Here is a 19,796-nt window from a genome sequence, read left to right as displayed (position 1 = left end):
ATGATCGAGGCCAAGGATGTTTCGGTTGATATCGCCGGCAAGCCTATCGTCAGTGGTGTCGATTTCCACGCGCGGCCCGGCGAGATCGCCGCCATCGTCGGCCCCAATGGTTCGGGCAAGACGACCTTCCTCAAAGCACTCTCCGGCGAACTCGCCTATACCGGGCGCGTTGCCCTCAACGGCCGAGATCTCTCGACGATGAAGCCGGTCGAGGTGGCCGTCCATCGCGCTGTGCTGCCGCAGGCGACGACGCTGTCGTTCCCGTTCACCGTGCGGGAAGTGGTCAAGCTTGGCCTTGTCGGCGGCCGCTCAGGCGTCCTGCCGGGCGAGGATGCGCGGCTGCCGGAACGGGCGCTGGCGCGTGTCGATCTCGACGGCTTTGCCGGCCGTTTCTACCAGGAGCTTTCGGGCGGCGAGCAACAGCGCGTTCAGCTCGCACGCGTGCTGTGCCAGGTCTGGGCGCCGGTGCTCGACGGCAAGCCGCGCTTTCTGTTCCTCGACGAGCCGGTTTCCAGTCTCGACATCAAGCACCAGCTGATCATCATGAACATTGCCCGCGACTTCGCCAGAAGGGGCGGCGGCGTGGTCGCCATCCTGCACGACCTCAATCTGACGGCCATGTATGCCGACCGGATCTTCGTCATGCATCGCGGCCGGCTCGCCGCCACCGGGTCGCCGCGGGATGTGCTGAGCGATGACCTGATCGAAAAAGTGTTCGACTGCCGGCTCAGGGTCGGCGTGCTGCCGGCCGGCAATATGCCGTTCGTGCTGCCTCAGTCAGCAGCTTAATTTATTGCAAACCTAGCCCGCGCCCCTGGCTGGGCTAGGCAGCCGGGGCGCGGCGCTCCAACATGTCGATGCCGAGCAGGTTGCGCACATTCGGCCGCGCCGCTACCAGATCGGCGATCGTGTAGCGGGCGAGCACGGCGAAGAACGCGTTCAGCGCCTCGCGCAGCGCCGAGTTCAGCGCGCAGCTGTCGACCAGCGGGCATTCGGCGGCATCGTTCTCGAAGCATTCGGCCATGGCGAAGCTCTCTTCTGTCACGCGCACGACATCGAACAGGCTGATGGCTTCGGCGGCACGGCCAAGCTTGACGCCGCCATTCCTGCCCCGCACGGTCTGGACAAGGCCGTGCTCGACCAGGGGCTGCAGGATCTTGAACAGGAAAAGCTCCGACACCGAATACGCGGCCGCGATCTCCGGGATGCGGCTCAATCGGTCATCATTGGCCGCGCAATACATCAAGATGCGCATGGCATAATTGGTCTGGCGCGTAAGCCGCATTTTGTCCTCACAAGGCACTGGTGCGGTGCAACCACGCCAGATCTGGAAATTCTTGCTGATGCGGCTTTGACCCGAATTTCCGGATTCGCCACATTGGCTCGGGCGGAATATGGCCTATACCTTGGAATAATTCCAGACTAGCTTCGTGCGATAGATGAATTTTCTCCTCAACTTTGTGTGCGCAGCCGGAGAAGATGCCGGACGAAACCCGCTGTCGCGGGTATTTCGGCGCTCGGAACACTAAATAGGCTGAGATCGACGAGGAGCGGCTCACCCATGTCACAATCGGCTTCGCCCCTGGCGCCGGTCCGTTTCGATGCCGAAGCGGATGCCAAGCTTTCCGCGTTGCGGCGGACGAAATTCCTCGCGGCCGCCGCGCTGGCGCTTTGCGTGGCGGTGTTTGCGCTCGCCAAATCGTTCGAGCACATCCACCCGTGGCTCGGCTTCGTCGCTGCCTTTGCCGAGGCGGCGACCATCGGCGGGCTGGCCGACTGGTACGCGGTGGTGGCGCTGTTCAGGCGACCTCTGGGGCTGCCGATCCCGCACACCGCCATCATACCCGAGAACCAGAACCGCATCGCCGACAATCTCGGCCGCTTCATCGAGGTCAACTTCCTGGCGCCTGAACCGGTGCGTGAAAAGCTCGCCGAGGTCGATTTCTCGGCACTCGTCGCCGACTGGCTGGCCGATGCGGAGCGCGCCGCCGGCCTGTCGCGCTTCGTCGTGCGGCTGGTGCCGCAGACGCTGGCGGCGATAGAGCAATCCGGCCTGCGCGGCTTCGTCACCAGCCGCATGCTCGAACAGATTGAAAAGGTGCCGCTGGCGCCGCTGGCCGCCGAGCTGTTGTCAGCGCTTACCGACGACCGCCGCCACCAGAAACTGTTCGACGAGTTCACCAAGGTGATCGGCAGGTTCCTCAATGACGAACAGGCGCTGGCGACGATGCGCGAGAAGATCCGCGAGGAACTGCCGTCGCTGTTCAACCTGTTCCGCGCCGACGCCTATCTCCTGAAGAAGATCGTCGCCTCGGCCGGTTCGCTGCTCGACGAGGTGAGGGCCGATCCCGATCACCCGATGCGCGCCGAATTCGACCATTTCGCTCAAGGCTTCATCGAAAAGCTGAGGACATCGAAGCAATACGCCAAACGTGCCGAGAAGCTGAAGCGCGATTTCCTGGCCCGGCCGGAAGTCAGGGGATTGGCCGGCGACATGTGGGCAAGCCTCAGCCAGTTCATCGAGCAGGACGCCAAGGCGCCGAATTCGGTTGTCCGCGCGCATCTTGCCAACATGTTCGTCGAGGTCGGCCGCCATCTTGCCGGCGATGCGCAGATCCGGGCCGACATGAACCAGGGGTTCGTGGTGGCGCTGGCGTCGTTCGTGGAGAGCCAGAAGGCCGGCGTGTCGACATTCATCGCCGACCAGGTCAAGCGCTGGGACCTTGCCCAGCTGACGCGGCTGATCGAGATGAACATCGGCAAGGACCTGCAATACATCCGCTTCAACGGCATGATCATCGGCGGCCTCGCCGGTGTCGTGCTCTATGTGGCCGAGCGGCTGTTCCTCGTGAATTGATGCGCGGCCCGATTGGCGCTCATTCCTCCGCGTTCATGGACTCGCGGCATGCGAGTGCTATTCTCCCGCCGAGGGTGCCCGCATCATGCGGCAAAGGGGAGCAAACGAGCATGGCAAAACAACCGGAATCCGATTCTTTCATGGACATGTTCGGCAGGTTCGGCCGCGACCTGAAGGTGCCCAATGTCGATGTCGAGGCGATCCTCGCCCATCATCGCAAGAACATCGAAGCGCTGGAGAAATCGGCACGAGCCGGTGCCGCCGGCGCCACCTCGCTGTTGTCCCGGCAGCGCGAGATGCTGCAGGATACGCTGCGCGAGGTCACCGATATCGCGCAAAGCTACAGGGCGCCGGGCAATCCGCAGGAACTGATGGCCAAACGGAGGGAGTTTGCCAGGAAGTCCTTCGAGGCCGCGTTGAAGAATGCGGGCGAAGTGGCTGAACTGGTCAAGAAATCCGGTGCCGAATCGGTCGACATCCTGCGCACCCGCATCAAGGAGGCGATGGAGGAAATCCGCGCCGGCTACGAGAAGAAGTAGCGGATGTGGCCGGGGCCGGCTCATTGCTGCCGACAGCGCCCTGAAGCCCGGAAAGCCCGATTTGACCTGCGACTGCGCCGGCGGCGTGGCACGATTGCGGCCGAAATCGACGGAACGGATTCGCGCAGAGCGAATTGACAGAGGCCGTCAGTTCGTGGTCCGGAGGCTCTGGAAGCGATCGGGAAACCAGGAATGAACGAAATACGGCCTAAAACGCCGCCTACCTACGAGCAGTTGAGGACGATGGCCGGGCTGGAACTCGGCGTGTCGGAGTGGACGACGGTCGACCAGAACCGCATCGACCAGTTCGCTGAATGCACCGGCGACCATCAATGGATTCATGTCGACCCTGAAAGGGCGCGGCGGCAAAGCCCGTTCCGCACGACGATCGCGCATGGCTATCTGACGCTGTCGATCATCGGCGCACTGGCGCTCGGCATGGGCATCGTGCCCGAGAATACGCAGGCCGCCTTCAATTATGGCTTCGACAAGGTACGCTTCCTGGCACCGGTCAAGGTCGGTGCCCGCATCAGACTGCGCATCACGCTGCTGTCCATGGAGGACAGGGGCCCCGGCCAGTATCTGATGAAGGCCGCCAACACGGTCGAGATCGAAGGCGAGGAAAAGCCTGCTTTGATGGCCGAAACGCTGGTCATGCTTTATGAACGCCGCAAGCGGGCAGGGGCGTGAGAGGCTGTTCACCTGGAGCGCAAAATCAGAGGTCTTGTGATACTTCCACCAGCCTCTGCCGCTTGAACTCGGCGCGGGCCGAGAGCAGTGCGAGGAACAGTGCAGCCAGCGCCAGCACCGTGGCCGTCTGAAATGTGACCTGCATTCCCCGTGCTGCGGCCTCGGAACTCAGAAGTCCAATGCCTTCCTGCCCTTTGGCCGATGCGACGGCGAATATGGCGCCCATCACCGATGCGCCGGTGATCAGCCCGAGATTGCGCGAAAGGTTGAGCAGGCCGGAAACGACGCCGCGCTGGCCGGCGCCGACACCGGTCATGACGGCTGCATTGTTGGATGTCTGGAACAGGGCATAGCCGATGCAGGTGACGGTGATCGCAACGACATAGCCGGCAATGCCGAGTCTGGTCACGGCGAGCGACAGCAGGAACGTGCCTGTCGCGAGGCTGAGCAGGCCTGCGACCATCATCCTGTGGGCGCCGAAGCGGTCGGCCAGGCGTCCGGCCACCAGCGCCGACAAGGTCGAGACGAGCGGCCCGGTCGACAGCGCGAGGCCGACCATTGCGGCATCGAGCCCAAGTCCTCGCGACAGGTAGAACGGGGCCACCACCAGGGTCGCCATCATCACCGTGGCGACGACGAGGCTCATGGCGAGACTGGCGCTCAGTTGGAGGTCGCGGAAGCTGGCAAGCTGGATCAAGGGGTTTTTCACTCTCGCCTGCGCGGCGGCGAAGAGAAACACGCCGATGCCGGCAGCTATCAGCAGGCTGATGTTGAGTGCGCCGAAATTGCCTCGGCCAAACGTCATGGCCAGTGCATAGGCGGCCAGCGTCAAGGCCAGCAAGGCGGTGCCCACGACATCGAACGTGCCTCGGTCGACCTGCTGCGCTGTCTTGCTGTGTGCCGGCAGGGCACGCCAGGCGAGAGCGAAGGTGAGCACACCCAGCGGGACATTGACGAGGAAGATCGCTCGCCAGCCGAAGCCGGCGATCAAAAGGCCGCCGAGCGAAGGGCCAAGTGTCGTGCCGATCGCGGACATGGCGCCGAGCAGGCCCATGGCGCTGCCAATTCTGTCTTTGGTCACGGTTTCGGCGACAAAGGCCAGCGTCAGCGCCATCATCAGCGCCGCGCCAAGTCCCTGCACGGCGCGTGCGGCAATCAGCAGCCAGAGTGTCGGCGCCAGGCCGCAGAGCACCGATGCCGATGTGAACAGCGCGATGCCGCCAAGCAGCAACGGCCTGCGCCCGAACATGTCGGCCAGCCGTCCGGCGCTGACGATCAGTGTGGTGATGGCGAGCAGATAGGCCAGAACCACCCATTGCACGGACTGGAACGTCGCGTCGAAATCCTGCATCAGCGACGGTAGCCCGACGCTGGCAATGCTGGTTCCCAACGACGACAGCAGCGTGGCGAGCGACAGGCTTGCCAGCGCCCAGCGGGCGGATTGCATCCGTGGCGGCGCCGATGCGCGCCCGTCCAGATTTTGCTCGGCAATTGCCACGGCGATCCCCTTCCATCAGTCCATAACCGGAACTGCTGGAGATCTAGTCCCTTGGCAGATGTGGCGGAAGGCGCAGCGTTTGCATCTTACTCGTGCGTTTGGCGCCATATCATGCCATGATCCGCCGATGACATCGCCCGATCTCAATCTGCTGTTCGCTCTCGACGTCCTGCTGACCGAAGGCAGCGTGGCGCGCGCCGCCAACCGCCTGCGCCTCAGCCCCTCGGCGATGAGTCGGACGCTGGCGCGGCTGCGCCAGGCGACGGGCGATCCGCTGCTGGTTCGCTCCGGTCGCGGCTTGGTGGCGACGCCGCGTGCGGAAGAACTGCGACAACAGGCTGGTCGTGTCGTCCAGGATGCGGAGGCGCTGCTGCGTCCTGCCACCTTGCTCGATCTCCCGAGCCTGGACAGGGTCTTCACGCTGCGCACCAATGAGAGCTTCGTCGAAGAGTTCGCCCCTCGTCTCGTTGCCCGTATCCAGGCCGATGCGCCCGGCGTGCGGCTCCGCTTTGCACCGAAGTCCGATGGAGACGTCATGTCGCTGCGCGATGTGGCGATCGACCTGGACATAGGCGTCGCTGGCGAGACCGGACCGGAGGTGCGCATCCAGGCATTGCTTCGCGACCGCTTCATCGGCGCCGTGCGAATGGGCCATCCGTTGAGCGAGGGCACGGTGACGCCAGAGCGCTATGCCGCAGGCCGGCACATCAGCGTTTCACGGCGTGGCCGCGAGAAAGGGCCGATCGACGAGGCTTTGAACCGGCTCGGGCTGCAGCGGACAATCGTGTGCATGGTGTCCGGGTTCTCGGCAGCCCTTGCCATGGCCCGCACATCAGACCTGATCGCCAGCGTTCCGGAGCGGCACACCGAGGGCGCACGCGTCGGCATGCACAGTTTTGCCCTGCCTGTTGCCACGGCTGGGGTCACCATCTCCATGCTGTGGCACCCGCGCCTGGATGCCGATCCGGCGCAACGCTGGCTGCGCGACTGCGTGCGGGAGATCTGCGCGGCGTCTCGCTGACAACGATGAGAAGCCTGCGCCAATCGCCCAGGCTTCTCATCTGTCCCGTTTATTCGGTTTGGCGTTTCCGCAAATATCTCAGCGCGCTTAGTGTGAGCGTCGCCATGACCGAACAGTAGCCCACCAGCGGCCACGCCGTGTCTCCATCAAGCAGGATGATGAACAGCGTGCCGAGGATGCCGACGACAAGGCTCTGGATGCAGAAGTAGAGCGCGACGGCGGTTCCCGCGACATCGCCGAAGGCCTCGAGTGCGCCGTTCGCGGTGACCGAAACAGTGAAGACGATGCCCACGGCGATGACCCACATCGGGCCGACGAATGTGACGAAGGACGGTGCCGCGAATACCTGTCCGAATGCCAGCAGTGCCGCGCCGAGCAGCAACATCGCCATGCCGCGCGCGACGCTGCCCGCGATGTCCCAGTGTGCAATGAACCTTTTGGCGAAGCGGGTGGTCACGATCATGACCAGTGCCGCGGTGGCAAAGGCAAGGCTGAAACCGAGTTGTGAAAAGCCGGCGCGATCCATGAGCACCCGTGGCGCTGTCGAAAAGAACACGAAGAAGGCGCCCATGGCGGCGCTGAAGCCGAGCGTATAGGTCCAGAAGGCTAAGCTGGAGAGAATGGGACGAAACGCCATTCGCCTGTCGTTGCCATTGGTGGGCCGTGTTTCATGCCATCTCGGCCATGCGTTGAGGGTGGCGGCTACCGCCAGACCGCCGAGCGTCAGGAAGATCGCGCGCCAGCCGAGATTGTCGGCGATCAATGCACCGGCAACCGGCCCCAACGCCGGCACGAAGGCCAGCATCGAACTGAACAGGCCGTAGATGACGGCACTTTCAGGCCTCTGCGCATAAACGTCGCGAACCGTTGCAAAGGTCGCAACGAGAATGGCGGATGCACCGATGGCCTGCACGACCCGCAAGGCGACGAACACCATGGCCAGCGAGGTGCAGGCGAGCAGGCCGGAAGCGCCTGCAAATAAAAGCGCGCCGCCGATCAGCACCGGACGCCTGCCGATCCTGTCGGAAATCGGGCCGAAGACGATTTGGCCGAGCCCAAGACAGATCATGTAGAGGCTCAGCGTCAGCTGGATGACATCAGGCGATGTCTTGAGGATTCCCGGCATCGCCGGGACGATCGGGAGGTAGATATCCATGGCCAGCGAGGCCAGGATGTCGAAGGGCGCCATCAGCACCATGGCTGCTGGCAGGGAAGTGGTCCATGTCGGGTTTTTTGGACAAGGCATGATTGAACATCCGCTCAAATGGCTACATTTGGCGGCGATCTGCCGTTCTCACTGAAAATGGGAAATGACGGGCCGCCGCAACAACGAACTGCTGTTGCGGCCTACTTGTCTGCTGACTTGCTGGTTCCCATAACCACTATCCCGGAATGATTGCGCGGACATTCTCTCGAGTGCGCTCGCGGTTCCCTAGCAGCCGAAGGTTGCCCAGGCAACAGGATCAGCTTGATGGGCATCAACGCGCCATCGCAGCTTCGATCACCGTGAAAATCCGCTCGTCCGTGCATTGGGCGACGTTGAAGCGCAGGAAGCGGCTGGCCGTTCCAGACAGGCTGAACGCGTTGCCGGGCGCCAGCACGATGTTGTCGGCCAAAGCGCGGCGGGCCACTTCAGCCGCATCGACGCCATCCGGCAGGCTGCACCACAGGAACAGGCCGGCCGGCTGGTCGATCCAGGGTGAGATACCGATCGCCTTCAGACGAACGCTGGTCTCGCCCATGGCGCGGGCAAGCTTCGCGCGCAGCAAATCCATATGCTTGCGGTAGCTGCCGTCCTTGAGCAGCGTCAGCACCAGTTCGGCCGCGAGCCGGCCGCCGCCGAAGGTAGTGGCGATCTTGAGGTCGGTCAGGGGCTCGATCCAGTCGCGCGGTGCAGCGATGAAGCCGCAGCGAACCGACGCCGAAAGCGTTTTGGAGAAGCTGCCGATGTGGACAACGCGGTTGAGACCATCGAACGCCGCCAGCCTCGGGGCGGGCGCATGTTCGAAATCGGCGAAGATGTCGTCTTCGACGATGGTCAGATCCGATTGGTCGGCGAGCTTGAGCAGCCGATGGGCGGTGACTGGCGACAGCACCGCGCCGGTCGGGTTGTGGATGGCGGAATTGGTGATGTAGAGGCGCGGCCGGTGCTCGGCCAACGCTTGCGCGAATAGATCGATATCCGGCCCCGACGGCGTGTAGGGGACACTGACGACCTTGGCCCGGTGGGCGCGCAACAGAGCGTGGAAGTTGAAGTAGCAGGGGTCGTCGACCAGCACGGTGTCGCCCGGCTCGATCAGGAACCGGCACAACAGGTCGATGGCCTGCGTGCCTGATTCCGTCAGCATGATCTGCCCGGGAGAGGCCTCGATGCCGTGCCCGGCCATACGCCGCGCCAGCAATTGCCGCAGCGGTGGCAGGCCGAGCGGCGTGCCGTAATCGACCAGTGCGATATCGTCGGCACGCGCTACCGTGCGCAGTGCCCGGCGCAGACCTGCCTGCGGCATCCACGAGGCCGGCAGCCAGCCGCAGCCGGGTTTCAGCATGTCGTCGCCGGCCTCCAGGGACTGGCGTGAGATCCAGAGGGGGTCGACCGCGCGGTCGAGGCGAGGACCAATCTCGGCCAGCGACAGCGGCGCCAGCGATCCGGCGGCATAGAATCCGGAGCCCGGCCGCGAGCGGATCGCACCTTCGGCGGCGAGCCGCTCATAGGCTTCGACCACGGTGGATTTGGACACTCGCATGGATTTGGCAAAGGTGCGGATCGACGGCAATTGCGCTCCCGGCGTCAGGCTGCGCGCCGCGATCCGCTGGCGGATCGTCGCCATGACGCCTTCGACCAGCGTTCCGCTGCTCTCGCTTCCTGTTGTCTGTTTGTCCATCCGTACTGCTCTTCTAAGCATGACAGTTGTGTGTAATTGTACCGCATTGTCTCTGGCGATACTACCGGCTCCGCGCGATACGGAGCCGACAAACGGAGCATACGATGGACAAGACCGCGAGCGGCTGGATGAATGGATTCATCGGCGTGTTGATCTTCAGCGGCTCGCTGCCGGCAACGCGCGTGGCGGTCAGGGATTTCGATCCGACATTCCTGACTTCGGCCCGAGCGGCGATTGCCGGACTGCTTGGCCTGGCACTGCTGCTCCTGTTTCGGCAAAAGCGTCCGGAGCGCGGCGACCTGCTGTCGCTGGTGATCGTCGCGCTTGGCGTGGTGGTCGGCTTTCCCTTGCTGACCGCACTGGCGCTCAAGCACGTCACCACGGCCCATTCCATCATCTTCGTCGGCCTGCTGCCGCTGGCCACTGCGATTTTCGGCGTGCTGCGCGGCGGCGATCGGCCGCGCCCGGCGTTCTGGCTGTTTTCATGCATCGGCAGCGCGCTGGTCGCGGGTTTTGCCCTGACGCAGGGCGTGACGGCCTCGCCGGTGGGTGATGGTTTGATGCTGGCCGCCATCATCGCCTGCGGTCTGGGCTATGCCGAGGGTGCCGCGCTGTCACGCAAGCTTGGCGGCTGGCAAGTGATCTGCTGGGCGCTGGTGCTGTCGCTGCCGATCATGCTGGTGCTGACGCTGATGACCATGCCGCCGTCGTTCGACGGCGTCGGCGTCAGTGCGTGGATAGGGCTTGCCTATGTCTCGCTGTTCAGCATGCTGATCGGCTTCGTGTTCTGGTATCGCGGGCTGGCGCAAGGCGGCATCGCCGCGGTCGGGCAGTTGCAGCTGCTGCAGCCATTTTTCGGACTGGCACTGGCAGCGACGCTGCTGCACGAGCAGGTCAGCCCGCTGATGGTGGTCGTCACGCTTGGCGTCGTGCTTTGCGTCGTCGGCGCCAAGCGATTCGCGAAGCAGGAATTGCCACGACGCGCGATCGCCTGACGACGGTACCGTCCTCGCCTAAAACTTCGTGACCACCCCAATACCAATGCCCTCGAAGCCGCCCATCGCCATCAGGGCCGCGGGCGCCTCGTCGAGGCTGATCCTCTTGCCGACCAGCAGTTCGGGCTTCAGCTTGCCGTTGCGGATCATGTCCATCATCGCCTGGTAGCGGTAGGCCTGCATGCCGTGGCTGCCGAGGATTTCGAGTTCAAAGGCGATCACCTTGTCCATCGGCACCTGCGGCCGGGCATGCTCGCCCAGCATCAGGCCGACCTGCACATGGCGGCCGCGCCGGCGCAGATTGGATATCGAATTGAACGAGGTGGTGGGGTGGCCGAGCGCGTCCATCGACATGTGCGCGCCGCCATTGGTGATCTGCTTGACCGCCTTGACCACGTTCGGTGTCGTGGATGCATTGATGGTGGCGACGGCGCCGATCTTTTTGGCGAAATCCAGTTTCTCGTCGGTGAGATCGATGGCGATGACATTGGCGCCCATTGAACTGGCGATCATGATCGCCGACAGGCCGACGCCGCCGCAGCCATGCACCGCGACCCATTCGCCCGGCTTCACCCGGCCCTGGTCGACGATGGCTCGAAACGAGGTGACGAAGCGGCAGCCGAGGCTGGCGGCGGTGGCGAATTCCATCTCGTCGGGCAAGCGCACGAGATTGGTATCGGCGTGTTCGATGGCGACATATTCGGCGAACGAGCCCCAGCCGGTGAAGCCAGGCTGTGTCTGGTGTTCGCAGACCTGGTGATTGCCCGAATTGCACTCGAAGCAGCGGCCGCAGCCGACGGCGAACGGCACGGTGACGCGCTCGCCGGCTTTCCAGCGGGTGACCTGCTTGCCGGCGGCAACAACGACGCCGGCCAGCTCGTGGCCCGGCACATGCGGCAGCGTGATGCCGTCGTCATGACCCATCCAGCCATGCCAGTCGCTGCGGCACAGACCGGTCGCCTCGACCTTGATGACGACGCCATCAGCGGCCGGCTTCGGATCAGGAACGGTCTGGATCCTCGGCGCTTCGCCGAATTTCTCGAAGACGACGGCTTTCATCGGTCACTCCACCCTCTGTGCTGCAGGAAACGATAGCCGATTCCCTGTCTGGTCGAGCAGAAATCGATTCCGCCAGGCCTGTTGGCAGGCAGCAGCTCTTAACCGGTTCCGCGGTTGCGAAAGTCGGCAAGCCGGGTTTCGCCGGGGGCAAGCTGCCGCCCGTCCTCGGCATGTACTTCCAGTCGCTTGATCGGCCGGCTGGTGAGATTGTCGACCATGAAGGTATAGGGTTCGCCCGGTCCGGCGAAGTAGGTTTCGCCCCATTGCCGCAGGGCAACCAGGACATAGAACAGGCCGCGTCCCTTTTGCGTCAGCACATATTCATGATGCGCGCTGCCGTCGGGCGCCGGGACCGTTTCGAGGATGCCATGCGCGACAAGATTGCGCAGCCGCGACGACAGGATGTTCTTGGCGACGCCGAGGCTCTTCTGGAATTCGCCGAAGCGCCGCAAGCCGTCGAAGGCGTCACGCACGATGAGCAGCGACCACCAGTCGCCAATCGCGTCCAGTGGTCGCGCTATGAAGCAATCCGCTTCGTGGTGGCTCGTTCGTTTCACCATGGCAGTCGTCGGTCCAATGCTCTAATTTCGGTTGCAACATAAAACTGTTCCGCCTATCCAGCAAGAGGTTTCAAGTTGAAACCTTTTGTGGAGAGAGACATGAACATGCAGGTGGCGAACAGCGGTGCAACAAGCCTCGAGCAATCCGATGGGCCGCATCGGGTGGCGCCGCCGCCTACGGGATTGTCACGATTGACCGCGCTGATCTTCGCCATCGCCTGCGGCCTGAGCGTCGCCAATATCTATTCGCTCATCCGCTGCTCGACGCCATAGCGCATGATTTTGCTATCGCGCCGGCCTCGGTCGGCATCGTGGTGACGGTCACGCAGATCGGCTATGGGCTCGGCCTGTTCTTCATCGTGCCGCTGGGCGACCTGTTCGATCGCCGCAAGCTGATTGCCGGGCAGGCGATTCTGTCTGCCGTGGCGCTGGTGGCGGTCGGGATCGCGCCCAACGCGGCGATGCTGCTGGCGAGCCTCGCGGTCGTCGGGCTGCTGGCGGTGGTGGTGCAGGTGCTGGTCGCCTTCGCTGCCGACCTCGCTGTAGCATCGGAGCGGGGGCGGGCGGTCGGCACCGTCACCAGCGGCGTCATCCTGGGCATCCTGCTTGCCCGCTTCGCTTCGGGGGTCGTCGCCGATTTCGCCGGCTGGCGCTGGGTTTATCTTGTCTCGGCCATGTTGACGCTCGTCATGGCGATGGTTCTCTACCTGATCCTGCCGCGCCACGAGGCGGAGCGGCCACGCACATCCTATCCACGCCTGCTCGCTTCGGTGCTGCTGCTGTTCGCGCAGGAGCCGCTGCTGCGCGTGCGGGCGGTGCTGGCCATGCTGATCTTCGCCAGCTTCAACGTGCTGTGGGCGCCGCTGGTACTGCCGTTCAGCGTCGCGCCATTTTCACTTTCGCATACCGAGATCGGGCTTTTCGGCCTTGCGGGCGTCGCCGGCGCGCTCGGTGCGCGCTGGACCGGCGGCCTCGTCGATCGTGGATGCGGCCAGTTGGTCACCGGCCTCAGCCTGCTGCTGATGATGGCGGCTTGGCTGCCGATCGCCTTCATGGGCATGTCTCTGTGGTTGCTCGTCGCCGGCATAGTCATGCTGGATCTGGCGATCCAGGCCGTCCACGTCACCAACCAGAGCCTGATCTTCGCCCGGCGGCCGGATGCGCGCAGCCGACTGGTTGGCGGCTACATGATCTTCTACTCGGTCGGCAGCGCCCTGGGCTCCATCGCCTCGACCATGGCTTATGGTGCAATGGGCTGGAATGGCGTCTGTGTGCTTGGCGCCGGCATCGGCCTGTTGGCGCTGCTGTTCTGGGCGTTGACGCTGCGCGTCGGCAGATAAGCCTATGGCCACGGCGCGGTGTCGAGAAGCGGCTGCCAGGCTCGGAACCAGTCGCTCGCCTCGGCCTGCCACGGCCAGATGCCGTCCACAGTGGGATAGATCAGCTGGAGAACACCGAAATCCAGGCCGTCGTAGAACCAGAGGTCCCAGCCGAAATGCTCGCGATAGTGTTCGATATGAACGGCGCCGAATTGACAGTCGAAACCTTCGATAAAACCGGACGATCGCTGCCCTGGTTGGAAAACCTCGCCGGAGCGGACGCGGCTGCAATACTCGTTGATGATGAACTGGGAGATTTCCGGCTTCAGGCCGATGACGATGAGTTCCGGCGCCTTGAAGTTGTGCTCTATTCCAACCGAATAGGTGAAAGGCGGATCGTCGCCTTCCTCCAGCACATGCAAGATGTGGCAGCCATAAGCCTCTATATCGGCCAGCGCCTTGGCTTCACCTGGGTCGGTGGCTTTTCTACTCGGCATCGATCTGGTTCCGGGGCGCGGCTTTCTGGAAGGCCGGCAGCGCCATGCAGGCGGCATTGATGCGCGCGATCGTCGGGTAGGGGGTCAAGTCGACGCCGAAGCGGGCGTTGCTGGCAATCTGCGCGGCGAGGCAGATGTCGGCCAGGCCCGGCGCGTCGCCATGGCAGAATGTACCCCTCTCCGCCGCCGACGCCATGATCTTTTCAAGCGGCTGAAAGCCCTCGTTCACCCAATGGCGGAACCAGTTGGCGATGTCTTCGTCGCCGGCGCCGAACAGCGTGCGCAGCGAGGTCAGCACGCGCAGATTGTTCACCGGGTGGATGTCGCAGGCGATCATCTGCGCCAGCATTCTCACGCGTGCCCGGCCGGCCGGGTCCTTCGGCAGCAGCGGTGGTTCCGGTTTGGTCTCGTCGAGGAACTCGATGATCGCCAGCGATTGCGTCAGCAGCGTGCCGTCGCCGAGCACCAGCGCCGGCACCAGGCCTTGCGGATTGACCGCGAGATAGGCTGGTTCCAGATGTTCGCCATGGCGCAGATGATGCGGGACATAGTCGTAGCTCAGCCCCTTCATCTCCAGCGCGATCCGCACCCGGTAGGAGGTGGAGGAACGGTAGTAATTATGCAGGACGAGGCCGCTCATGCGCTCACTTCGGCTGGCCGATGGTCACTTCGATGGTGCCGATGCCGTCGACGCCGCCGGTCATCGTGTCGCCGGGGCCAACCGCGCCGACGCCTGCCGGCGTACCGGTGAAGATCAGGTCGCCGGGCTCGAGCTCCATCGCCTCGCTGCAGATCGACACGATATCCGATATTGGCCAGATCAGTTCAGCGAGGTCGGCATCCTGCCTGACCTTGCCGTTGACGGCGAGCCAGATGCGGCCCTTCTGTGGGTGGCCGGATTTCGCCGCGGGGATCAGCGGGCCGCAAGGCGCGGAGCGGTCGAAGGCCTTCGACCAGTCCCACGGACGGGCGGCCTTCTTGGCCTCGTCCTGCAGATCGCGGCGAGTGAGGTCGATGCCGACGCCGTAGCCCCAGACGTGGTCCAGCGCCTTGTCGCGGGCAATGCGGAAGCCGGCTTTGCCGATCGCAGCCACCAATTCGATCTCGTGGTGTAGATCGGCCGTCAGCGGCGGGTAGGGGATAGCGGTGCCGGAATCGACCACCGCGTCGGCCGGCTTGGTAAAGAAGAAGGGCGGATCACGCTCGTCATTGCCGAATTCGCGGGCATGCGCCGCGTAGTTGCGGCCGACGCAGTAGATACGGCGCACCGCGAAACGATCGGACGAGCCCGCAATGGCCACCGATGCGGTTGCGGGCAAGGGAAGGACGAATTCTGTCATGTGGGTCTCTGCTTGGTTGCCGGAACATTCGACCGATTTGGGGGCCTGGACAAGGCGATTTGGTCGAGAAAGTGCCGGCGGCACTTTCCGCCGGAGATGGCGATATACTATTTGGCAATAATCTGGCCATGCTGACGAGGCTATTCTAATCGCCCACGAACTGAAATGAACCCCTATGACCGCAACCCACGATCGCGCCCGGTTCCTGATCATCGACGATCACCCGCTGTTTCGCGAGGCGCTGCACAGCGCCGTGCAGATGGCCTACCCGGAAGTCGACACCGTGGAGGCGCGCTCGATCACCGAGGCGCTGGACCTTCTGGCCGGCGCCAAGCCGTTCGATCTCGCGCTGCTCGACCTCAACATGCCCGACGTGCATGGCTTTGAAGGCCTGCTGCAGCTCCGGACCCGCTATCCGCGCCTGCCGGTGGTCATCGTCTCGGGCTATGAGGAGCCGAAGATCATTTCCGAGGCGCTGTCGTATGGTGTCGCCGGCTTTATCCCGAAATCGGCGCGCAAGAGCGACCTCGCCGCCGCCATACGCTCGGTGATGGAAGGCGCGATCTATGTGCCGGAAACTTATGAAGGCCGCACACCCGACGCTGAAAGCGTCGACCGCGCCGACATGGTGCAGCGCCTGTCGACGCTGACGCCCCAGCAACTGCGCGTGCTGCAGATGCTGCGCCAGGGCCTGCTCAACAAGCAGATCGCCTACGAGCTGCAGGTGGGAGAGACCACCGTGAAAGCGCATGTCTCGGAGATATTGCGCAAGCTCAATGTCTACAGCCGCACGCAGGCGGTGATCGAGGTTTCGAAGCTGGACAATGCGGAGCTGTTTCGGGATCAGGCTGGGTTTTGAGGCTCGCCGTCCCTCATCCAAGTAGGGTTGTCACCACCACGCTCAACACTGGCTGGGCGAACGTGGTAAAAGTGCACTGTCACCGTAATTCGAAAATCGCAACAATTTCGGCCTCTACATCTATTGGTACAGTAGCTCATCCCTCGCCGCATATGCAGCCATCGTTTCTCTAAATAGTCTTATCATACCAAACGCGCCGATAACCATTTGAGCAGCGCCTCGCCTTCCTTTCAGTTTCTCCATTAATATATCCCTCTTCGCAAGAATGTGGCCTTGAGATGCAGCGCTTTTTAGAAATATTTCAGCATCCGGATCAGTCGGTTCATTTTTCTGTATCAAGCGATAGCACCAGTAGGCGGCGGACGGGTTCCGGGTGGAGATTTTTTTAAACAGCTCTAAAGATTCAATATTGTCGCCAATTCTTTGTTTCAACCCAGCAATTCTATAAGTTGCCATTTCGATTCCGCCACTTTCTGCCATCGAATAGTAACTTACCGCCAGATCATCATCGTGACAATCGGTATTACTGTCATAAACTATCCCCAGAGAATACGCCGCCGCCGCTTTCTTGCTCTCATAGTTCATTGCGTCTAAGAGAATTGATATTGCTTTCTCCACTTCACCCTTGTGGAGGGCTTCCTTGGCTTGAACTAAATGCGTGTCGTCATCGGACATAGGTAGCTCCTCTTTCAATCATCACCTTTGCGCTATCAAATGCGTTGACAGTATGCACTATGGGCCGGGAGGACATATTAAGAGTGCACTGTCACCGTAATTGCCGGATCTCACAGTCGCGCCTGGACGATGCCCCTCATAATCACGGCACCGCGTCAGCGCGCATGAGCGTTACCTTCCTTATCCCATCTGCCGTGCCGCTTTTTATGGGGACGCCAAAATTATCAAGCACGTCCTTGCGACTGGATGAAAAGGAATGTCCAAGAGGTCTCGATCCAAATTGTCAAACTACTGCGTGCGGATACGTAATGTATGCGGACTTCCGGAAGATCATCGTCAACTTTTTTTCGGAATTTCCAATATTTAAACGGTGGCGATCTCAAAAGTGACGCCTCCGTCTTTCCAAGTAGTTAAGCATCGAATTGGTTATTGTCTAAGCCAGCAAATGTGCCAGCAGCGCCCTTAGCTGTGCCGGCTTCAGCGGCTTGCGCATCAGTTCGATGCCGCCGGAGCGGGCGGCTTTGGCGACCGCTTCCGAACTGTCGGCGGTGACGATCAGCGCCGGCACGGCGCGGCCGAGATAATCGCGGACTTCGGCGATGGTCGTGGTGCCGAGATCGCCGCCGTCGAGATGCTGGTCGGCAATGACGATGTCGGGCACCCAGTCGGTGTCGCCAAGCATGTCGAGCGCATCGTCGGTCGAGGTCGCGGCCCGCACCAGGCATTGCCAGCGTTCGAGCAGGAAGGTCATGGCCTGCAGCACTTCGATATCGTTCTCGACCAGCAGCACCTTGGTGCCGAACAGGCCATAGCCGCGCGGCCGTTCCATATCGGCAACGCTAGCGATGGCATCGGCTGGCGCACCGATGCCGACGGGAACATCGATGTGGAAGATCGTGCCGCGTCCGACCTTCGACGAGAATGTCACGGGATGGCCGAGCGCGCTGGCCATGCGGCGCACGATGGCAAGCCCGAGCCCGAGACCGCCACCGTCCAGTTCGGCATTGGCCGGCGAGGTGCCGCGATGGAACTCCTCGAATACCGCCTCGCGCTGGTCGTCGGGAATGCCGCAGCCCGTATCGGCGACGTCGATGCGGATGGTGTCGCCGCGATGTCTGGTGCCGACAAGCACGCCGCCCGAGCGTGTATAGCCCAGCGCGTTGGAAAGAATGTTCTGCAGGATGCGGCGCAGCAGCGTGCGGTCGGAGCGGACCACCGCATGGACCGGCCGGAATTTCAGCGACAGGCCTTTCATCTCCGCCACCGGCAGGAAATCCGAGCGAAGCGACGAGAACAGCGCCTCCAGGCTGACATCGCTTATGTCGGGCTGCACCACGCCGGCATCGAGCTTGGAGATGTCGAGCAGGGTTCGCAGCAGGTCCTCCATCGTTTCCAGCGAGCGCTCGACCTGCCGCACCAGTTTCTTGCCCTCGTCACTGGTCTGAACTTCGGCGAGCGCCGAAACCGAGAGATGGGCCGCGTTCAGCGGCTGCAGCACGTCGTGGCTGGCAGCGGCGAGGAAACGGGTTTTCGACAGGTTCGCCAGTTCGGCGTTTTCCTTGGCGGCGCTGAGGTCGATGTTCGACTGCTCCAGCCGGCGCAAGGTCGAGTGCAGTTCCTCGGTGCGGGTGCGCACCCGGTTTTCCAGCGAAATCGCGGTCTGGAACAGCGAAAAGGCGTTGCCTTGCTGGTCCATAGAGCGCTCGACGCGGCTGACCAGTGCCGCGTTGATCTTCTTCAGCTTTTCAAGATCGTTTATGTCCCTCAGCGGCATCTTGTTGCGCCGTCCTATTCCGCCGCCTGGCGCTCGCCGAAGGCGATGCCGGTAAAAGTCTGATTCAGATGCATCGACCGGTACTGTTCGCCATAGGTGCCGAAGCCGATGACATTGTTGACCCGGTAGAGTTCCGAAATCTCGCGAAACACCTGCCGATTGCGCGCGTCGAGCCGGCGCAGCACGCAGTCGAAGCCGAGGATCATGTCGATGCCGCCAAGCCTCTCCTCGACATCGCGCAGGGCGGCGCGCGTCGATTCGACCATGTCCTTTGGTTGGGCGATCGACAGCACGACGCCATCGTCTATGGCGCAGAAGAACGACAGCGAGCCGTCGGCATGCATCTTCTGGATCGATCGGCAATAATATTGGCCGCCCACCTTCACCACCACGGGATGCGAGGCGAAGCTCAGTGGCGTCAGCATCTGCGCGACGATGCCGACGGACGCGGCATATTCCTGCGCTGCATTGGTGGCGTTGAATTCGCGCACGATGCGGTGATCGGGATCGGAAGCCGTCACCACCAGTTTTTCATCGGTGGGAACGAAGTTGTCGGTCTTGAAGACATGGAAGGGAATTTCGGTCGATATCAGCACGATGATGGCGCTGTCGGAGGTGACCTTGCCGTTCGAGATCAGGCGCGTCGTCTCGAATTTCAGATCGTCGCCGGCGGAGCCGCCAAGCAGCGGTATGTCATCGAGGCCCCAGTGGATGGCTGAACTCACCGCTTCTTCGGCATAAGAGAGCCCGTCGATGAAGCAGAGCGCGAAAGTGCCTTTGGTCCGATCGCAACCGAGGCGCGCGCGCAGCGATCGCCGCAGGGTCTCCACCTCGCCGGTGATCCTGTCCATACCCGACGAGGACAGATTTTCGACCATCACGCTAACGGCGGTGAACGCGGTGGACGGAAGCAGCATGGCCAGCACATGACCATCCTCGAGACCTTGCGGCGTGATCTCGCCGGCAGTCGAACAGCCGGCGTGGTGGAGCGCCGGTGCGTGGGTCATGAGCGCCTGGGAAAGGGCGCTGGCTTCGACTAGGCTCTGGGAAAAGAACAGCAGGGCAAAGCCTGCGTCGATGGCGGCTGCTTCCAGTGCGATCGCCTTGGCGAACGCCTCCATGTCGGGCTCGTCCGTGGTGAGCGCCGACAGGCCGCATGCATAGCGCGTCTGTGAATTGGCCAGCGATGTTCTCCGCATTTCCTCCGACGCTTTTTTGTGCGCGGCTGTTT

21 protein-coding genes are annotated in these 19,796 nt (G+C 62.8%); 9 read left to right on the top strand and 12 right to left on the bottom strand.

Features of this window, described 5'->3' with window-relative positions:
* Entirely contained in the window at positions 1-789 is a 789-nt protein-coding gene (locus tag NKH97_RS07030; RefSeq protein ID WP_023812243.1) for a heme ABC transporter ATP-binding protein, read from the top strand.
* Positions 790-823: 34 nt separating this feature from the next.
* Here NKH97_RS07030 and rirA read toward each other — a convergent pair whose 3' ends face one another.
* Complete coding sequence (gene rirA, locus NKH97_RS07025; protein ID WP_023812242.1) at positions 824-1,285, bottom strand: iron-responsive transcriptional regulator RirA; 462 nt, start codon at positions 1,283-1,285, stop codon at positions 824-826.
* Between the two features lie 276 nt (positions 1,286-1,561).
* On the opposite strand from rirA, the gene NKH97_RS07020 reads away from it, so the two are divergent.
* The 3 genes from NKH97_RS07020 (at position 1,562) to NKH97_RS07010 (ending at position 4,086) form a co-directional block, all read left to right on the top strand.
* The gene (locus tag NKH97_RS07020; RefSeq protein WP_128303991.1) at positions 1,562-2,857 is read left to right on the top strand and encodes a DUF445 domain-containing protein; all 1,296 of its coding nucleotides are present in this window, start codon (positions 1,562-1,564) and stop codon (positions 2,855-2,857) included.
* 110 nt (positions 2,858-2,967) lie between these two features.
* Positions 2,968-3,396, top strand: a complete 429-nt coding sequence (locus NKH97_RS07015) for a phasin family protein (RefSeq protein WP_128303992.1) — start codon at positions 2,968-2,970, stop codon at positions 3,394-3,396.
* 192 nt (positions 3,397-3,588) lie between these two features.
* On the top strand, positions 3,589-4,086 hold the full coding sequence (locus NKH97_RS07010; protein ID WP_023812239.1) for a MaoC family dehydratase: 498 nt from the start codon (positions 3,589-3,591) through the stop codon (positions 4,084-4,086).
* 25 nt (positions 4,087-4,111) lie between these two features.
* Here NKH97_RS07010 and NKH97_RS07005 read toward each other — a convergent pair whose 3' ends face one another.
* Entirely contained in the window at positions 4,112-5,584 is a 1,473-nt protein-coding gene (locus NKH97_RS07005; protein WP_023812238.1) for an MFS transporter, read from the bottom strand.
* A 127-nt stretch (positions 5,585-5,711) separates the two neighbouring features.
* Between NKH97_RS07005 and NKH97_RS07000 the strand changes: the two genes are divergently transcribed.
* Positions 5,712-6,605, top strand: coding sequence for a LysR family transcriptional regulator (locus NKH97_RS07000; RefSeq protein WP_023812237.1), 894 nt, complete (start codon positions 5,712-5,714; stop codon positions 6,603-6,605).
* Between the two features lie 49 nt (positions 6,606-6,654).
* Here NKH97_RS07000 and cml read toward each other — a convergent pair whose 3' ends face one another.
* Together cml and NKH97_RS06990 are read right to left on the bottom strand one after the other, a co-directional pair.
* A complete protein-coding gene (gene cml / locus NKH97_RS06995) occupies positions 6,655-7,851 on the bottom strand; it encodes a CmlA/FloR family chloramphenicol efflux MFS transporter (RefSeq protein WP_023812236.1) in 1,197 nt (398 codons plus the stop codon).
* A gap of 232 nt (positions 7,852-8,083) precedes the next feature.
* Positions 8,084-9,487, bottom strand: a complete 1,404-nt coding sequence (locus NKH97_RS06990; protein WP_023812235.1) for an aminotransferase-like domain-containing protein — start codon at positions 9,485-9,487, stop codon at positions 8,084-8,086.
* A 104-nt stretch (positions 9,488-9,591) separates the two neighbouring features.
* Between NKH97_RS06990 and NKH97_RS06985 the strand changes: the two genes are divergently transcribed.
* A complete protein-coding gene (locus tag NKH97_RS06985; RefSeq protein WP_023812234.1) occupies positions 9,592-10,482 on the top strand; it encodes a DMT family transporter in 891 nt (296 codons plus the stop codon).
* Positions 10,483-10,500: 18 nt separating this feature from the next.
* Here NKH97_RS06985 and NKH97_RS06980 read toward each other — a convergent pair whose 3' ends face one another.
* Both NKH97_RS06980 and NKH97_RS06975 read right to left on the bottom strand, forming a co-directional pair.
* Positions 10,501-11,541, bottom strand: a complete 1,041-nt coding sequence (locus NKH97_RS06980; protein WP_023812233.1) for a zinc-dependent alcohol dehydrogenase family protein — start codon at positions 11,539-11,541, stop codon at positions 10,501-10,503.
* A 98-nt stretch (positions 11,542-11,639) separates the two neighbouring features.
* On the bottom strand, positions 11,640-12,101 hold the full coding sequence (locus NKH97_RS06975) for a winged helix-turn-helix transcriptional regulator (RefSeq protein WP_023812232.1): 462 nt from the start codon (positions 12,099-12,101) through the stop codon (positions 11,640-11,642).
* Between the two features lie 99 nt (positions 12,102-12,200).
* Here NKH97_RS06975 and NKH97_RS33300 point away from each other — a divergent pair, with 99 nt between their 5' ends.
* Positions 12,201-12,374 carry a hypothetical protein gene (locus NKH97_RS33300; protein WP_502897071.1) on the top strand — a complete coding sequence of 58 codons (174 nt, stop codon included), beginning with the start codon at positions 12,201-12,203 and terminating at the stop codon, positions 12,372-12,374.
* A 38-nt stretch (positions 12,375-12,412) separates the two neighbouring features.
* A complete protein-coding gene (locus NKH97_RS06970) occupies positions 12,413-13,441 on the top strand; it encodes an MFS transporter (protein WP_502897070.1) in 1,029 nt (342 codons plus the stop codon).
* 2 nt (positions 13,442-13,443) lie between these two features.
* On the opposite strand, the gene NKH97_RS06965 is transcribed toward NKH97_RS06970, so the two are convergent.
* The 3 genes from NKH97_RS06965 to NKH97_RS06955 are packed head-to-tail and all read right to left on the bottom strand — an operon-like array spanning position 13,444 to position 15,257.
* Positions 13,444-13,917 carry a DUF4262 domain-containing protein gene (locus NKH97_RS06965; protein WP_023812230.1) on the bottom strand — a complete coding sequence of 158 codons (474 nt, stop codon included), beginning with the start codon at positions 13,915-13,917 and terminating at the stop codon, positions 13,444-13,446.
* Positions 13,907-14,557 (bottom strand): maleylacetoacetate isomerase, encoded by a 651-nt coding sequence (gene maiA, locus NKH97_RS06960; RefSeq protein ID WP_023812229.1) that lies wholly within the window; start codon positions 14,555-14,557, stop codon positions 13,907-13,909. Before maiA ends, NKH97_RS06965 begins: the two co-directional genes overlap by 11 nt.
* 4 nt (positions 14,558-14,561) lie before the next feature.
* A complete protein-coding gene (locus tag NKH97_RS06955; protein ID WP_023812228.1) occupies positions 14,562-15,257 on the bottom strand; it encodes a fumarylacetoacetate hydrolase family protein in 696 nt (231 codons plus the stop codon).
* Positions 15,258-15,432: 175 nt separating this feature from the next.
* On the opposite strand from NKH97_RS06955, the gene NKH97_RS06950 reads away from it, so the two are divergent.
* A complete protein-coding gene (locus tag NKH97_RS06950; protein WP_023812226.1) occupies positions 15,433-16,116 on the top strand; it encodes a response regulator in 684 nt (227 codons plus the stop codon).
* A 120-nt stretch (positions 16,117-16,236) separates the two neighbouring features.
* On the opposite strand, the gene NKH97_RS06945 is transcribed toward NKH97_RS06950, so the two are convergent.
* The 3 genes from NKH97_RS06945 to NKH97_RS06935 all read right to left on the bottom strand — a co-directional run bounded on the left by NKH97_RS06945 (position 16,237) and on the right by NKH97_RS06935 (position 19,764).
* Positions 16,237-16,791 (bottom strand): tetratricopeptide repeat protein, encoded by a 555-nt coding sequence (locus tag NKH97_RS06945; RefSeq protein ID WP_352795848.1) that lies wholly within the window; start codon positions 16,789-16,791, stop codon positions 16,237-16,239.
* Between the two features lie 433 nt (positions 16,792-17,224).
* Entirely contained in the window at positions 17,225-18,565 is a 1,341-nt protein-coding gene (locus NKH97_RS06940; protein WP_023812224.1) for a hybrid sensor histidine kinase/response regulator, read from the bottom strand.
* A gap of 14 nt (positions 18,566-18,579) precedes the next feature.
* Positions 18,580-19,764, bottom strand: a complete 1,185-nt coding sequence (locus tag NKH97_RS06935) for an FIST signal transduction protein (RefSeq protein WP_050592709.1) — start codon at positions 19,762-19,764, stop codon at positions 18,580-18,582.
* Positions 19,765-19,796: the final 32 nt, after the last annotated feature.

The sequence above is a fragment of the Mesorhizobium sp. M0870 genome (genome assembly GCF_040319775.1).
GTDB lineage: Bacteria > Pseudomonadota > Alphaproteobacteria > Rhizobiales > Rhizobiaceae > Mesorhizobium.
This window is presented reverse-complemented; position numbering and strand designations above follow the sequence as displayed.

Bases quoted from the DNA above. Each gene is read 5' to 3' on its own strand.
- NKH97_RS33300 (WP_502897071.1), top strand. From the start codon at position 12,201: ATGAACATGCAGGTGGCGAACAGCGGTGCAACAAGCCTCGAGCAATCC.
- rirA (WP_023812242.1), bottom strand. From the start codon at position 1,285: ATGCGGCTTACGCGCCAGACCAATTATGCCATGCGCATCTTGATGTAT.
- NKH97_RS06945 (WP_352795848.1), bottom strand. From the start codon at position 16,791: ATGTCCGATGACGACACGCATTTAGTTCAAGCCAAGGAAGCCCTCCAC.
- NKH97_RS06950 (WP_023812226.1), top strand. From the start codon at position 15,433: ATGACCGCAACCCACGATCGCGCCCGGTTCCTGATCATCGACGATCAC.
- NKH97_RS07015 (WP_128303992.1), top strand. From the start codon at position 2,968: ATGGCAAAACAACCGGAATCCGATTCTTTCATGGACATGTTCGGCAGG.
- NKH97_RS06940 (WP_023812224.1), bottom strand. From the start codon at position 18,565: ATGCCGCTGAGGGACATAAACGATCTTGAAAAGCTGAAGAAGATCAAC.
- NKH97_RS07020 (WP_128303991.1), top strand. From the start codon at position 1,562: ATGTCACAATCGGCTTCGCCCCTGGCGCCGGTCCGTTTCGATGCCGAA.
- NKH97_RS07010 (WP_023812239.1), top strand. From the start codon at position 3,589: ATGAACGAAATACGGCCTAAAACGCCGCCTACCTACGAGCAGTTGAGG.
- NKH97_RS06955 (WP_023812228.1), bottom strand. From the start codon at position 15,257: ATGACAGAATTCGTCCTTCCCTTGCCCGCAACCGCATCGGTGGCCATT.
- NKH97_RS07000 (WP_023812237.1), top strand. From the start codon at position 5,712: ATGACATCGCCCGATCTCAATCTGCTGTTCGCTCTCGACGTCCTGCTG.
- maiA (WP_023812229.1), bottom strand. From the start codon at position 14,557: ATGAGCGGCCTCGTCCTGCATAATTACTACCGTTCCTCCACCTCCTAC.
- NKH97_RS06965 (WP_023812230.1), bottom strand. From the start codon at position 13,917: ATGCCGAGTAGAAAAGCCACCGACCCAGGTGAAGCCAAGGCGCTGGCC.
- NKH97_RS06985 (WP_023812234.1), top strand. From the start codon at position 9,592: ATGGACAAGACCGCGAGCGGCTGGATGAATGGATTCATCGGCGTGTTG.
- NKH97_RS06935 (WP_050592709.1), bottom strand. From the start codon at position 19,764: ATGCGGAGAACATCGCTGGCCAATTCACAGACGCGCTATGCATGCGGC.
- cml (WP_023812236.1), bottom strand. From the start codon at position 7,851: ATGCCTTGTCCAAAAAACCCGACATGGACCACTTCCCTGCCAGCAGCC.
- NKH97_RS06975 (WP_023812232.1), bottom strand. From the start codon at position 12,101: ATGGTGAAACGAACGAGCCACCACGAAGCGGATTGCTTCATAGCGCGA.
- NKH97_RS07030 (WP_023812243.1), top strand. From the start codon at position 1: ATGATCGAGGCCAAGGATGTTTCGGTTGATATCGCCGGCAAGCCTATC.
- NKH97_RS06980 (WP_023812233.1), bottom strand. From the start codon at position 11,541: ATGAAAGCCGTCGTCTTCGAGAAATTCGGCGAAGCGCCGAGGATCCAG.
- NKH97_RS06990 (WP_023812235.1), bottom strand. From the start codon at position 9,487: ATGGACAAACAGACAACAGGAAGCGAGAGCAGCGGAACGCTGGTCGAA.